Origin of the sequence: Curtobacterium sp. MCBD17_030 (genome assembly GCF_003224255.1) — a bacterium.
Classification (GTDB): Bacteria; Actinomycetota; Actinomycetes; order Actinomycetales; family Microbacteriaceae; genus Curtobacterium.
On the sequence record NZ_QKLI01000001.1, the window covers coordinates 512,957 to 526,493 of the forward strand.

Genomic DNA, 13,537 nt, shown 5'->3' on the forward strand with positions numbered 1-13,537 from the left:
GGTGTGGCGTCAGGCGCTCGCGTCGAGGTAGACGGAGGCCTGCGGCGTGCGCGTGGCGTCGACCGCGCGGAGCGCGCCGAGGTGCTCGAGCGTCACGCGGCGGGCGTCCTCGACCGCCGTCATCCGGTCCCGCTGCGCGGCGAGCAGACGGGAGGCACGACCCACCAGGGCGCGTGGGATCGGTCCCAGCCCGGTCGGCTCGGACCAGGGGGTGCCGTCGCCGGCCGCGGCGGTCACGTCGGCGGCGTCGCGCTCGAGGGTCGCCTCGAGGTCGGCGAGGGCCGCTTCCCAGCGGTCGTGGGTGTCCTGGTCAGGCGACACCGAGCGCCCCGCCCGCGGTGTGATGCGGGGCGACCGGGGCCGCCGGCAACGAGGCGGCGGCGTCGTGCCACGCCTGACGGAGCGGGTCGAGGATCCGGATGCAGTCCCGGGTGGCTTGGACGTCACGGTGGACGTTCGCGGTGATGAGCGACGTCGACGCGTAGTTGTACACGGCGAGCAGTCCCTCGCCGCCGTCCCACACGTCGATCTTCAGCGTCGAGGACAGCTCCCCGACGATGGCCTGCGCGTGCAGGAGCTGCTCGCGGGCGGCGTCCCAGTCCGCGGCGACCTGGGCGGTCTCGGCACGGTGCAGGTCGAGCAGCAGGCGGTCGTACAGCATGGTGACGAGCTGCGCGGGCGTCGCCGACAGCACGGCCTCGTTCGTGTACTGGGCGCGGCGCTGGTCGGCGACGGACCGGGGCTGGGCGGCCTGCCGGAACGCGGCGGCACCGCTGAGGTCGAAGGCGTTCATGACGGTTCTCCTGCGACTCAGCTGGACAGCGTCGACAGCTGACCTGCCAGCCAGCTCGACTGCGACTGCAGTTTGCTGAGGCTGGTCTCGAGCGCGGCGTACTGCGTCTGCAGGGTCGCGCGGCGCAGGGTCAGTCGATCGGTCCAGGAGTCGATCTGCGTGTTGAGGTCCTTGACCACGGACTGCTTGCCCGTGATCGCGGTCGTGATGGAACCGGTGTACTTGTCGCTGGCGGCCGTGGCGGCGTCCGATACGGCCTTCGCCACGCCGGACAGCATCGCCTGCGTGCCGGCGGGGTCGGCGGCGAGGGCCTTCTGGAACGCGGCGGCGTCGAAGTCGAAGTCGCCGTCCTTCGAGATCACGATGCCGATGGACGACGGCGACTTCCCGTTGACCGGGGTCGACATCGCGCTGGTCAGCCGCTGGACGGCCGAGCGCGTCGTGGCGTCGCCGAGCAGGACCCCCGCCGTGGTGCTCGTCGTCCCGCTCGTCGGACTCGTGGTGCTCGTGACGCCGGTGTTCGACGCGTAGTACGACGTGACGGCGTTGAGCGCATCGACGAGCCCCGAGGCCACGCCCTGCGCCTTCGTGCTGTCCCGGCCGACAGTGATCGTCGTGGGGTCCGTCGACGCCTTCGAGACGGTGACGTTGACGCCGGGCAGCAGGTCGCTGAACGCGTTCGTCGCACTGGTGACGGTCTGCGCGGCCGCGGTCCCGGCCCACAGGGTCACCGACGCGTCGGCGGCCCGGGTGACGACGGCCGCGCCGGGCTCGGCCAGCACGTCGGTCGCGGTCCCCGCGGTGACGTCCGCCGCGGTCCCCCGGTGCAGGGTGAACCCGTTCGCGGCACCCGTCGCGGTGCTCGTCAACTGCAGCCGGTAGAGCTTGGTGCCGCTGGCGTCGGTCCCCGCGGCGACCTTCGTCGCGGTGACCCCGGCGGCGGAGCCGTTGATCGCGGTCACGGTGTCATCGAGTGAGCCCGACGCCGGGGTGACCGTCGTGCTGGTGCCGTCCGGCTTCGTGAAGGTCAACGGCGACGCGGTGTCCCCCCAGGACGACATCGCGGCGGTGACACCGACCTGCGCGGCGGCGGTCTGACCGACCGTGAAGGACACCGAGCCCGCGGTGGCACTCGCGCTCGTCGACACGCTGGCGTTCGTGGCGCTCGACGTGGCCGTGAAGGTGTCGAGCGAACCGGCCTTCGCGGCCGCCGAGGCCTTCGTCGCCAGGGACTGCACGAGTCCGTTGATCGTCTGCAGCGACGAGATGAACGAGTTGGTCGTGGTGACCTTGGACTTGAGCAGGGTCTGCGGGACCTGCTCGATGCTCATCAGCGAGTTGATGAGGTCGGTGGTCTTGAGCCCGGAGACCAGGCCGTCGATCGCGAGCGAGGTGCTCGTCGCGGACGTGGTGGACATCGCGGGCTCCCCGGCGGTCGTCGGATCGAGGTGGTGGCGGACCGACCGCGGTCAGTCCGAGGGGGTGGGCGCCACCACCGAGGAGCACCCGAACGGCTCCTCGGTGGTGACGACCGGTGCGACTAGCGGAGCAGCGACAGGACGCCCTGCGTGCTCTGGTTCGCCTGCGCGAGCATCGACGTGCCGGCCTGGCTGAGGATGTTGTCGCGCGTGTACTTGACCATCTCCTCCGCCATGTCGACGTCGGTGATGCGGGACTTCGCCGCGGTGAGGTTCTCCTTGGCCACGTTCGTCACGTTGATGGCGTGGTCGAAGCGGTTCTGGATCGCACCGAGGTTGGAACGAGCCGACGAGACCGACGCGATCTGCTTGTCGATCGCGACGATGGCCGCCTGAGCGTGGTCTGCGGTGTCGAACTGCAGACCAGTCGTAGCATCGCCGGCCTTAGCGGAGAACGTGGCGGTGTCGCCGTCCAGCGGGCTGGTTTCGGCGACGGTGCCGCCGTCGACGGCACGAACGTTGACCCCAGTGGTGGCGCCGTTGGCGTCCTTCACCGCGGTGGCGGTGTAGGCCTTCGAGAAGTTCACGTCTCCGTTGAGAGCGGTGACGAACTGGTCGACGGTGCTGAAGGCGACGTCCTTGCCGTCCTTGTCCAGGCCCGCGTTCAGCGCCCCGGTCGTGATGGTGGTCGTCGAGACCGGGTCAGTTCCGCCCTTCGGCGTGACCGACGAGGAGAACGAGAAGGTCTTGCCAGTGAGGTCGCCGAGCTTCGACGTGTCGATGGTGAACGCGGTGCCCTCGGACTGCGTCGCTCCGAGGCCGTCAACGACCTTCTGCACGTTGGCACCCGACAGGTCGACCGCGATCTGGCTGTCGCTGCCGGCGTTCGCGCCGACCTGGAACTTCAGCGTGCTGTTGTTGTTCAGCAGCGAGGTGCCGTTGAAGTTGGTCGACGTGGCGATACGGCCGAGCTCCTTCTGGAGCTGCCCGACCTCGGTCTTGATGGCGTCGCGCGACGTGGCGTTGTTCGAGTCGTTGCCGGCCTGGACGGCCAGGTCGCGCATGCGCTGGAGGATCGAGTGGGTCTCGGTGAGGCCACCTTCAGCGGTCTGCACGACGGAGATGCCGTCCTGCGCGTTGCGGGCGGCGACCGTGAGGCCACCGACCTGGGACTTCAGTCCCTCGGAGATCGACAGCCCGGCAGCGTCGTCGGCAGCACGGTTGATGCGGAGGCCGCTCGAGAGCTTCTCGAGCGACTTCGACAGGTCGTTCTGCGTCGCGTTGAGGTTCCGGTACGTGTTGAGTGCCGAGAGGTTGGTGTTGATGGACATACCCATGATGTGTTCCTCCGTGAAACTGGGCCGATCGTCAGCCCGTCCGTGGGCTGACATGTGTTCCTCTCGGCCGTTCCGCCGGAGGCGTTAGACGATCCGTCGGACGAGTTCGCGTCCGCTGGACCGCCGGACGGTCAACTGGCCGCGACGACGCCGACCGAGGTCGCGTCCTGCACCGCACGGGTGACCCCGGCGGCGGCGTTCGTGGCGACGCGGGCCAGGTAGGCGCTCCGGCGGGCGGCGGTGGTGCGGGACGCCGGCTCGGGGGCGGCACCACCGTCGCCGTAGTGCTCGGCGAGGCCGTCGCGGAGCAGGCGCATCGCCTCCGACCGCTGCTGCGAGACGGCGGAGTGGGTGATGCCCAGCTCGGCCGCGACCTCGGTGACCGTGCGGTCGGCGAAGTACACGGCCTCGACGATCAGGCGCATCCGGTCGGGCAGCGCCTGCACGGCGGCGACCAGGTAGCGGCGCTTCTCGGCTTCGAGCAGGTCCTCGCCGGGCAGTGGCAGGTCGGCGGCGACGGTGTCGTGCACGGTCTCGTCGATCGGGCTGACGGTGCGCGCGGCGTCGGTGAGGGCGTCCACGGCCGTCTGCCGGTCGACGCCCATCGCGTCGGCGATCTCCTGCGGGGTGACACGGCGTCCGAGCCCGGCGGAGAGGGCCTCCTGCGTGGCGAGGGTCTCCCGGATGCGCTTCCGGGTCCCGCGGCTGGCCCAGTCGCCGGCGCGCAGGTCGTCGGCGATCGCACCGGTGATGCGCGTGCGGGCGTACGCACCGAACGGCACACCGAGGGTCGGGTCGAAGGCGTCGGCGGCCTGCACCAGTGCGACGGAGCCCACCTGTCCGAGGTCGTCGCGGCTGAGGTGTGTGGCGCGAGCGCAGGTCTCGGCGACGATGTACCCGACGAGCGGCAGGTGCTCGACGATCATCGCGTTGCGTTCGTTCCGGTCCATGGTGTTCCCCTGGTCGTCCTGTGTCGACTGACCCGTCCCTGGGCATGACGAGCACCGGCGTCGGGACCGCCGGATACGTCGAAGAACCGCCGGGATCCGTCCCTGCGGTGCGCTCGCGCCCGTGGACGCGAGTGTGGGGTTGTCCCCCGGTGCTGATCTCGAACCTATCGGCTGCCTGAGCGCCGGACGAGACCACTTCCGTACCCAATGCGGGGGGAGGTGCCCCCACGCCGGTCCGCCTTTCGGGGGACTGCGTGGTGTTTGTCCCCCGGTCGGAGGACGCGGTACCCGGTGCTTACGCCGGAGCGGTCAGCGTCGATAACTCCTGGTGACCGCAGCTGGCGGTCGCCTGATCCCGGAGGGAGCTGATGAGCGTGAACGACCTGTCCGCCGTCCTGTGGCGCGAACGCGAATTGCTCGAACTGCTCACGTTCAAGCTCGAGGAGGAGCAGCTCCTGCTCGCCGCCGGGCGCTCCCGCTGGATCTCGCACGCCAGCCGTGAGGTCGAGCAGGTCCTCGACCGGCTCCGCACCACCGGCCTCGAGCGCAGCGCCCAGAGCGCCGCCGTCGCCGAGGAGTGGGGCATGCCCTCCGACGCTCCCCTGCGTGAGGTCGTCGCCGCCGCACCGTCCGGCCCCTGGGGCGAGATCCTCGCGTCGCACCTCGCCGCGATGCTCGAGCTCACCACGCACATCGGGTCCCTGCGCGACGAGAACGACCGCTTCCTCCGCGTCGCCGTGCAGGCGACGCAGGAGACCCTCGCCGGCACCGTGACCGATGCCGACACCTACGACGCCAGTGGGTCGTCCGGCAACGCCACCGACGGCGCACGACTCTTCGACGGGAACCTGTAGCGATGGTGAGCACCTTCGGCTCCCTCCAGACCGCCTACTCGGGTCTCGCCGCCGCCCGCGCGGGCCTCGACGTCACCGGCCAGAACATGGCGAACGTCGGCACCACCGGCTACACCCGGCAGCGGATCGTGCAGACCGAGGTCGGCGCTCCCGCCCAGACCGGGTTCGTCCGCGGCACCGCGGCGCTCGCGGGTCAGGGTGTGTCCGTCGACGCGATCGCCCGGCTGGCGTCCTCGACCCTGGACACCCGTGTCCGGTTCTCGGCCGGCGCCGCCGCGTACGCCGACACCCGGAGCGCCGCGCTCGACCAGCTCGAGACCGGTCTGCACGAGCCCGGCGCCGGCGGCCTCTCCGCGAAGCTCGACGGGCTCTGGTCCGCCTGGAGCGACCTCGCGACGCACATCGACGACCCGGGCTCGGCCAGCGCGCTGATCGGCGCGGCGAAGACCGTCGCCACCGCCCTGTCCGCCGGCTCGTCCGCGATCGACGCGCAGTGGTCCGCCACCCGCTCGGCCCTCGCGACGCAGGTCGGCCAGCTCAACGACGCCGCGAAGCAGGTCGCTGACCTCAACGGAGCGATCCGCACCGCGGTGGCATCCGGCGGTACGGCGAACGAGCTCCTCGACCAGCGCGACCAGCTGACCGAGAAGATCGCGACCCTGACCGGCGCGGCCGTCCGCGACAACGGCGACGGCACGGTCGACGTCGTGATCGGCGGCAACCCGCTCGTGCAGGGCACCACCGCGCGCGGCGTCACGCTCGACGGACCACCCACCCTCGACGCCATGAACACGACGACGAGCACCGGGCAGCCGTCGGCGCTGTCCCTCGAGTGGGTCGGCGGCTCGGTCGGCCCGGTCGCCCTCGACGGTGGCTCGATCGCCGGCGGCCTGTCGCTGCTCGCACCGGCGGACGACGCCCAAACCGGCGGCACCCTCGCCGAAGCCTCTGCCGCGTACGACCGCGTCGCCACCGACCTCGCCACGAAGGTCAACGCCCTGCACGCCACCGGCACGACCCCCTCGGGTGCGACCGGCACCGCGTTCTTCGCCCTCGCGACCGGCGTCCCCGCCGCCCAGGGTCTGTCCGTCGTCCCCACCGACCCCGGCGGCCTGCCGACCCGGAGCGCGACCGGACAGTTCGATGCGTCGGTACTCACCGCGATCGCGGGCATCGGCTCCGGCGCCGGAGCGCCGGACACGACCTGGGCGACGTTCGTGACGGGGGTGGGCAGCGCCTCCCGGACGGCCTCGTCGGAATCGACGCTCACCGGACTCGCCCTGACCAACGCGCGGACGCAACAGCAGTCCAGCGCCGGCGTCGACATGGACGAGGAGAACGTCTCGCTGCTCGCCTACCAGCACGCCTACCAGGGTGCGGCGCGGGTCCTCACCGCCGTCGACGAGATGCTCGACACCATCATCAACCGCCTCGGCCTCGTCGGGAGGAGCTGACCGTGATCGCCCGTGTGACCACCCAGATGACCATGGCGGCGGCGCAGGCGCGGCTGCAGGCCGGTGCCGCGAAGGTCGCCGACCTGACCGACCAGGCGACCACGCTCAAGGCGATCCGGAAGCCCTCCGACGACCCGGCCGGCACGGCCACCGCGATGCAGGTGCGCAAGGAGCAGGCGCAGGCCGCCCAGCACGCCCGGAACGCGGACGACGCCGCCGGTTGGCTGGCCACGACCGACTCCGCCCTCGCCGACGTCGGCGACGTCCTCGGCAAGGTCCGCGACCTCACCGTGCAGGCGGCGAGCGACGGCACCATGAACCCCACCGCCCGCGACGCGTTCGTGAAGGAGTTGCAGGGGCTGAAGGCCGACCTGCTCAGCACCGCGAACACGAAGTACGGCACCCGCTCGGTCTTCGCCGGGTCCTCGCCCGCCGGCACCGCCTACGCCGACGACACCACGTGGGCCGGCAGCTCGAGCTCGAGCGTCACCCGCACCATCGGCACCGGCGAGCAGGTCCGCGTCGACACCGACGGCAGCGCCGTCTTCGGGACCGGCAACTCGTCGGTCTTCGCACTCCTCGACGGCATCGTCGCCGACCTGCAGGCAGGCACGAACGTGAACCCACGACTCAACCAGATCGATGCCGCCCAGCTCGCCGTCCGCGGGGCTCAGGCCGACGTCGGCGTCCGGCACTCGGCCGCGCTGTCCGCGCAGGACTCGCTGAAGACCCTGTCCACCACGCTGGAGGGACGCCGGTCCGGTGTCGAGGACAAGGCCCTCGCCCAGGCCGTCCTGGACCTGCAGGTCCAGAGCACCAACTACCAGGCAGCCCTCGCCGTCACCGCGAAGGTCCTGCAGCCGACCCTGATGGACTACCTCCGATGAGCATCGACCTGACCTTCCTCGTCGCACCGTTCGGCCTCGAGCCGCTGCGCGCGTTCACGCTCGACCTGGTGGAGGGTGCCGAGGGCCTGTTCGCCCTGGTCGGTTCCGGCACCACGGCCTCCGGGGTGGACGCCCCGCGGCTGTACCTGCTCGACGCCGCGGTGCACCTGCCCGACTACGCGCCGCGTCTGTCCGACGAGCAGGCCGACGTCATCGGGCTGACCCGCGCCGAGGAGGCGATGCTGCTCGTCGTCGCGAACCCCGACGCGTCGGGCACGACGGTGAACCTCCTGGCACCCGTCGTCGTGAACGCCCGCACCGGTGTCGGCGCGCAGTTCATCCTCGAGGACCAGGACCTGCCGCTCCGCGCGGAGCTCGCGCGCCACTGACGCCCAGCGTCCCCGGGCACCCCCGGCGTAGCGTCGTCGGCATGTCCAGCACCCCTCGTGACCACGACGCACTCGTGCCGACGCCCGCAGCACCCGTCCAGTCCGCTCCCTCCCCCGATGGCGGGCACCTGCAGCCCGACGCCCCCGCCTGGAACGGCTGGCTCGACCGGGCCATCTCGGTCCAGCGTCCGGCCGTCGTCGCGCACGTCGCCCGTGTCCGTCGCCGGCACCCGGACGCGACCCCCGCGCAGGTCATCGAGATCCTGGAGCGCCAGTACCTGACCGCGGTCACGTCCGGCGGGGCCGCGGTCGGTGCCAGCGCGGTCATCCCGGGCGTCGGCATGATCGCGAGCCTCGGGCTGAGCGGCGCCGAGACCGTCGGGTTCCTCGAGGCCAGCGCGCTCTTCGCCCAGTCCGTCACCGAGGTGCACGGCATCACCGTCGAGGACCCCGAGCGGGCCCGCGCCCTGGTCATGGCGATGATGCTCGGCGCGCCCGGCTCGCAGCTCGTCAAGCAGCTCGCCGGGCAGGCCGGCGGCGGGCAGGGTCGGACCGCCTTCTGGGGTGAACTCGTCACGTCGTCCCTGCCGAAGCAGGCCGTCAGCGGCATCGGCGGCCGACTCCGCGCGTCCTTCGTGAAGCGGTTCCTGACCCGTCAGGGCACGTCGATCCTCGGCCGCGCGATCCCGTTCGGCATCGGTGCGGTCGTCGGCGGGCTCGGCAACCACGCGCTCGGCCGCAAGGTCGTGCAGACCTCCCGCAGCGCCTTCGGTCCGCCGCCCGCACACTTCACCGTCGTGCTGCCGCCGCAGGCCGGCGGCGTACCGAAGGACACGAAGCCGCTGAGCAAGCGGCAGCAGCGCGCCCTGGACCGCGGACGCGGCCGCTGACGCAGACGAGGCGTGAGGCCCGCCACCAACTGGTGGCGGGCCTCCCGTCCGTCGTGCGGTCGCGACCGGCGGCGCGTCAGCGCCGGACCGGCGTCATGACGACCTGACCGGCGTGCGCGAACCCGCCGCCGAAGCCGAACAGCAGTGCCGGGACGCCCTCGGGGAGCTCCCCGCGGTGCCAGGCCTTCGACAGCCCGAGCGGGACGCTCGCGGCCGAGGTGTTGCCGGACTCGACGACGTCGCGGACGACGTACTTGCCCTCGCCGCCGAGCGCGGTGACGAGCGGCTCGATGATCCGGAGGTTCGCCTGGTGGAACGCGAACACCCCGATGTCGTCGAGCGTCAGGCCGGCGCGCTCGACGACGGCGCGGGCGTGCCCCTCGGCCTCGGTGATCGCCCACCGGTAGATCGAGCGGCCCTCCTGCTGGAAGATCTCGGGGTCGTGCGTGACGCGGACGGCGTCCTGCAGGTGCGGCACGCTGCCCCACGACACGGAGCTGATCTGCGGCTCGTCGGACACGCCGAGGACCGCTGCGCCCGCGCCGTCACCGACCAGGACACAGGTCGAACGGTCGGTCCAGTCGGCGATCCGGGAGAGCGTCTCGGAGCCGATCACGAGTGCGCTGTCGGCGGCACCGGTGCGGATCGCCTGGTCGGCCGTCGCCATGGCGTACTCGAAGCCGCTGCACGCGGTGTTGATGTCGATCGGCGCGGGACCGTTCGACATGCCGAGTGCCGCCGCGACCCGGCCGGCCGTGTACGGCGAGCGGTCCCGGTGGGTGGTCGATGCGACCACCACCAGGTCCACGTCGGTCGGCGCGACGCCGGCGTCCCCCAGGGCGTTGCGCGCTGCCTCGGTCGCCATCGACGTGACGCTGTCGTCGGGCCCGGCGATGTGCCGCGTCTTGATGCCGGTGCGGGTGGTGATCCACTCGTCGTTCGTGTCGACCATGGTCGACAGTTCGTCGTTGGTGAGGATCCGGTCGGGCTGGTGGTGGCCGAACCCGATGATCCGGCTGCCTCGGAGTGCTGGGATGTTCACACCCGGCACGCTACGCCTGTCGTCCAGCGCCGCATGCCCGGCACGGCATGCTCACTCCCGGGCCTTCGCCGTCGCACGACGGTTCGCCTTCTTGATCGCGTCCACGAGCTCGTCCTTCGTCATGCCGGAACGGCCGCTGACGTCCAGACGCTTCGCGACGTCGAGCAGGTGCGCCTTCGAGGCGTTCGCGTCCACGCCCTCCTCGGTCGTGCCGGAGCCGCGGGACCCTGCGGCGCCGGAGTCCGACGGGCCGGAGGAGCCCTTCTCCTCCCAGTGGTCGCCGACCTTCTCGTACTCGTGCTTCACCGCGGCCCAGGCCGTGCGGCCGGCGCGCTGCCCGTCGCCGTACTCGGCCTCGGCGGACTCCCGGGCGGCGCGGTAGATCTCCTGCGCGTGCTCCGGGGACCGCTGCAGGGTGCTGGGGAGGTCGTCGTCGGCGGGCATGGTCGCTCCTTCGTTGCGCGCTGGTCCGGCTCCTCACGGGTACTCCCAGTGCCTGGCAGGGCATCGAGGCAGGGGCGTAGACCTGGACCATGGACTACACACACCTCGGACGGACAGGGCTGTCGGTGTCACGGGCAGTGCTCGGCACGATGAACTTCGGACCGGAGACCGGCGAGGACGACTCGCACGCGATCATGGACCGGGCCCACGAACTCGGCGTCAACTTCTTCGACACCGCCAACGCGTACGGCGGCTCGGTGGGCAAGGGCGCCACCGAGGAGATCATCGGACGGTGGTTCGCCCGGGGCGGCGGACGCCGCGAGAAGACGATCCTCGCCACGAAGGTCTACGGCGACATGACCGGCTGGCCGAACGGCGAGAAGCTCAGCGCGTACAACATCCGCCAGTCGATCGACGCCTCGCTCCGACGCCTGCAGACCGACCACATCGACCTGTACCAGATGCACCACGTCGACCGGGACACGCCCTGGGACGAGATCTGGCAGGCGATGGAGATCGCGGTCGGCCAGGGGAAGATCCTCTACGTCGGCTCGTCGAACTTCGCCGGGTGGCACATCGCCCAGGCGCAGGAGGCCGCGAAGCACCGGAACTTCTTCGGGCTCGTCAGCGAGCAGTCGATCTACAACCTGGTCGTCCGGGACATCGAGCGCGAGGTCCTGCCGGCCGCACAGCACTACGGCCTCGGGGTCATCCCGTGGTCGCCGTTGCAGGGCGGTCTGCTCGGTGGTGTCATCGAGAAGACCGAGAACGGGTCCCGCCGCCTGTCCGGCCGCAGCGCCGAGTACGTCGACGCGCACCGTGACCAGCTGACCGCGTACGAGTCGTTCGCGAAGGAGCTCGGACACACGCCGGGTGAGGTCGCGCTCGCGTGGCTGCTGCACCAGCCGGGCGTCACCGCGCCGATCACGGGCCCCCGCACGATGGAGCAGTGGGAGTCCGCGGTCCGTGCCGTCGACGTGCGCCTCGACCAGTCGGCGCTCGACCGCCTCGACGAGCTCTTCCCCGGCCACAAGACGTCCCCCGAGGACTACGCCTGGTGACCTGACCTCCCGCAAGACGCAACGTGGGCGGTGTCACGCAACGGTGTTCCGTTGCGCGGTGCCGCCCACGTTGCGTTTCCCGGACGGCTCGGGTGCGGGTCCAGCCACCCGGGGCTACGGATGGCTCGACGGAACCACCGACGAAGGGACACGCACGATGACCACCTCGATGCTCAATGACCACGGCGGCAACGGCGGCAACACCGAGCTCGGTGAGGCGATGCAGCACGAGGCTGCGACCACCGGGGACACCGCAGGCGGCAGCACCCACGTCGAGGAGCGCGCAGACGACGACCGCTCCGGCCTCGACCTGGAGGACCGTGGGGACCAGGAGCAGTCCGCTCTGGCCGCCCTGGGGAACGACGCCCGTGGTGGCGACGCCCTCGTCGGCGGCGGCGACGACCTCGGCGACACCTCCGCCGGCACCCAGACCGACGACCAGGCAGCACCGGGCGGCTCGCGCGAGCGTGGCGCCGACACGGACTGACCTCGTCCCGTCCAGCCCCGCGAAACGCAACCGCGGCGGCACCGCGCAGCGGTACTCCGTTGCGGGGCGTCGCCCACGTTGCGTTTTGCGGACGCCCACACGACGACGACGGCCCCCGCTCGGGTGAGCGGGGGCCGTCGTCGTGCGGGAACGCGTGTCAGCGGACGCCGACCGGGCTCTTGTCCTCCTCGTCGTAGAGGACGTAGCCCTCTTCGCCGTGGACCGCGGTGTCGATGCCGGCGACCTCGTCCTCGGTCTTGACACGGAAGCCGATCGTCTTCTCGATGATGAAACCGATGACGAAGGCCAGGACGAAGGAGTAGACACCGACGGCTGCGGCGGCCGCGGCCTGCTTGCCGAGCTGCTCGAACGAGCCGGAGTAGATCAGGCCGGTGTCGTTGGCGAAGAAGCCGAGGAACAGCGTGCCGAAGATGCCGCCCACCAGGTGCACGCCGACCACGTCGAGCGAGTCGTCGAAGCCCAGGCGGTACTTCCAGTCGATCGCGAAGCAGCAGACGATGCCGGCGAGGAAGCCGAGCACCAGGCCCCATCCGGGCGTCAGGTTGGCGCAGGCCGGGGTGATCGCGACGAGACCGGTGACGGCACCCGAGGCGGCTCCGACGGAGGTGGCCTTGCCGTCCTTGAGCTTCTCGACGAGCAGCCAGCCGAGGATCGCGGCAGCCGGGGCGGCGAGCGTGTTCACCCAGGCGATCGAGGCGATGCCGTCAGCGGCACCCTCGGAGCCGGCGTTGAAGCCGAACCAGCCGAACCAGAGGATGGCGGCACCGAGCAGGACGAAGGGCGGGTTGTGCGGCTTGTGCGCACCCTTGGCGAACCCGACACGCTTGCCGAGCACCAGCGCCAGGGCGAGGCCCGCGGCACCCGCGTTGATGTGCACCGCGGTGCCACCGGCGAAGTCGATGACGCCCCAGGTGGCGGCCCAGCCGGAGGTCAGGTTGAACACCCAGGAGGCGACCGGGAAGTACACGACCGTGACCCAGACGCCGGCGAAGACCATCCACGCGCCGAACTTGGCGCGGTCGGCGATCGCGCCGGAGATGAGGGCGACGGTGATGATCGCGAACGTCGCCTGGAAGCCGACGAAGGCCATCGACGGGTAGGACGCGTCGATCTTCGAGGCCGTGGCCTCCTCGAACGCCTGGCCGAGGCCGAGCTGGTTCCAGTCGATGCTGAAGAAGCCGACGACGCCGGAGATCGCCGTGTGGTCGCCGGGGTTCGCGAAGGCGATCGCGTAGCCGTAGAGCACCCAGAGGACGCTCACCAGGGCGATCGCTCCGAACGACATCATCATCATGCTGATGACGGACTTCGCCTTCACCAGTCCGCCGTAGAAGAAGGCCAGGCCGGGTGTCATGAACAACACCAGGGCCGCCATGACCAACACGAACGTCGTGTTGCCCTGATCAAGCATGTGTGCACCTCTCGTCGCTGTGCGGCTCTCGTCCGCCTCGGGTGCGACCGAGTCTGGCGACGACGTGTTTCACCGGAGCGCTCGGTCTGTTTCGCGGAG

The 13,537-nt window shown here is 71.2% G+C and carries 15 protein-coding genes; 7 read left to right on the forward strand and 8 right to left on the reverse strand.

From position 1 onward, the window contains the following. Positions 1 to 9: 9 nt before the first annotated feature. From DEI89_RS02390 to DEI89_RS02410, 5 genes are all read right to left on the reverse strand, one after another. Positions 10 to 321, reverse strand: a complete 312-nt coding sequence (locus DEI89_RS02390; RefSeq protein WP_110902397.1) for a hypothetical protein — start codon at positions 319 to 321, stop codon at positions 10 to 12. Beyond that, positions 311 to 793 (reverse strand): flagellar export chaperone FliS, encoded by a 483-nt coding sequence (fliS, locus tag DEI89_RS02395; protein ID WP_110902398.1) that lies wholly within the window; start codon positions 791 to 793, stop codon positions 311 to 313. The genes DEI89_RS02390 and fliS overlap by 11 nt, the downstream gene beginning before the upstream one ends. 17 nt (positions 794 to 810) lie before the next feature. Continuing rightward, positions 811 to 2,211 carry a flagellar filament capping protein FliD gene (gene fliD, locus DEI89_RS02400; protein WP_110902399.1) on the reverse strand — a complete coding sequence of 467 codons (1,401 nt, stop codon included), beginning with the start codon at positions 2,209 to 2,211 and terminating at the stop codon, positions 811 to 813. A gap of 122 nt (positions 2,212 to 2,333) precedes the next feature. Next, positions 2,334 to 3,548: a flagellin gene (locus tag DEI89_RS02405; protein WP_110902400.1), complete on the reverse strand. Its 1,215-nt coding sequence runs from the start codon at positions 3,546 to 3,548 to the stop codon at positions 2,334 to 2,336. 131 nt (positions 3,549 to 3,679) lie between these two features. After that, positions 3,680 to 4,498 carry a sigma-70 family RNA polymerase sigma factor gene (locus DEI89_RS02410; RefSeq protein ID WP_110902401.1) on the reverse strand — a complete coding sequence of 273 codons (819 nt, stop codon included), beginning with the start codon at positions 4,496 to 4,498 and terminating at the stop codon, positions 3,680 to 3,682. 368 nt (positions 4,499 to 4,866) lie between these two features. On the opposite strand from DEI89_RS02410, the gene DEI89_RS02415 reads away from it, so the two are divergent. The 5 genes from DEI89_RS02415 to DEI89_RS02435 are packed head-to-tail and all read left to right on the forward strand — an operon-like array spanning position 4,867 to position 8,972. Further along, positions 4,867 to 5,352 carry a flagellar protein FlgN gene (locus DEI89_RS02415; protein ID WP_110902402.1) on the forward strand — a complete coding sequence of 162 codons (486 nt, stop codon included), beginning with the start codon at positions 4,867 to 4,869 and terminating at the stop codon, positions 5,350 to 5,352. A gap of 2 nt (positions 5,353 to 5,354) precedes the next feature. Further along, positions 5,355 to 6,806, forward strand: coding sequence for a flagellar hook-associated protein FlgK (gene flgK / locus DEI89_RS02420; protein ID WP_181421459.1), 1,452 nt, complete (start codon positions 5,355 to 5,357; stop codon positions 6,804 to 6,806). Between the two features lie 2 nt (positions 6,807 to 6,808). Next, complete coding sequence (gene flgL / locus DEI89_RS02425; RefSeq protein WP_110902403.1) at positions 6,809 to 7,693, forward strand: flagellar hook-associated protein FlgL; 885 nt, start codon at positions 6,809 to 6,811, stop codon at positions 7,691 to 7,693. Continuing rightward, the gene (gene fliW / locus DEI89_RS02430; protein WP_110902404.1) at positions 7,690 to 8,082 is read left to right on the forward strand and encodes a flagellar assembly protein FliW; all 393 of its coding nucleotides are present in this window, start codon (positions 7,690 to 7,692) and stop codon (positions 8,080 to 8,082) included. The genes flgL and fliW overlap by 4 nt, the downstream gene beginning before the upstream one ends. Positions 8,083 to 8,123: 41 nt before the next feature. After that, positions 8,124 to 8,972, forward strand: a complete 849-nt coding sequence (locus DEI89_RS02435; protein WP_181421460.1) for a hypothetical protein — start codon at positions 8,124 to 8,126, stop codon at positions 8,970 to 8,972. A 76-nt stretch (positions 8,973 to 9,048) separates the two neighbouring features. Here DEI89_RS02435 and DEI89_RS02440 read toward each other — a convergent pair whose 3' ends face one another. Further along, entirely contained in the window at positions 9,049 to 10,014 is a 966-nt protein-coding gene (locus DEI89_RS02440; protein ID WP_110902405.1) for a beta-ketoacyl-ACP synthase III, read from the reverse strand. A 51-nt stretch (positions 10,015 to 10,065) separates the two neighbouring features. After that, positions 10,066 to 10,458 carry a ChaB family protein gene (locus DEI89_RS02445; RefSeq protein WP_110902406.1) on the reverse strand — a complete coding sequence of 131 codons (393 nt, stop codon included), beginning with the start codon at positions 10,456 to 10,458 and terminating at the stop codon, positions 10,066 to 10,068. 89 nt (positions 10,459 to 10,547) lie between these two features. Between DEI89_RS02445 and DEI89_RS02450 the strand changes: the two genes are divergently transcribed. After that, the gene (locus DEI89_RS02450; protein WP_110902407.1) at positions 10,548 to 11,519 is read left to right on the forward strand and encodes an aldo/keto reductase; all 972 of its coding nucleotides are present in this window, start codon (positions 10,548 to 10,550) and stop codon (positions 11,517 to 11,519) included. A 157-nt stretch (positions 11,520 to 11,676) separates the two neighbouring features. Beyond that, a complete protein-coding gene (locus DEI89_RS02455; RefSeq protein WP_110902408.1) occupies positions 11,677 to 12,006 on the forward strand; it encodes a hypothetical protein in 330 nt (109 codons plus the stop codon). A gap of 157 nt (positions 12,007 to 12,163) precedes the next feature. Here the strand turns inward: DEI89_RS02455 and DEI89_RS02460 are convergent, their stop codons facing one another. Then, a complete protein-coding gene (locus DEI89_RS02460; protein ID WP_110902409.1) occupies positions 12,164 to 13,438 on the reverse strand; it encodes an ammonium transporter in 1,275 nt (424 codons plus the stop codon). Between the last annotated feature and the right edge of the window lie 99 nt (positions 13,439 to 13,537).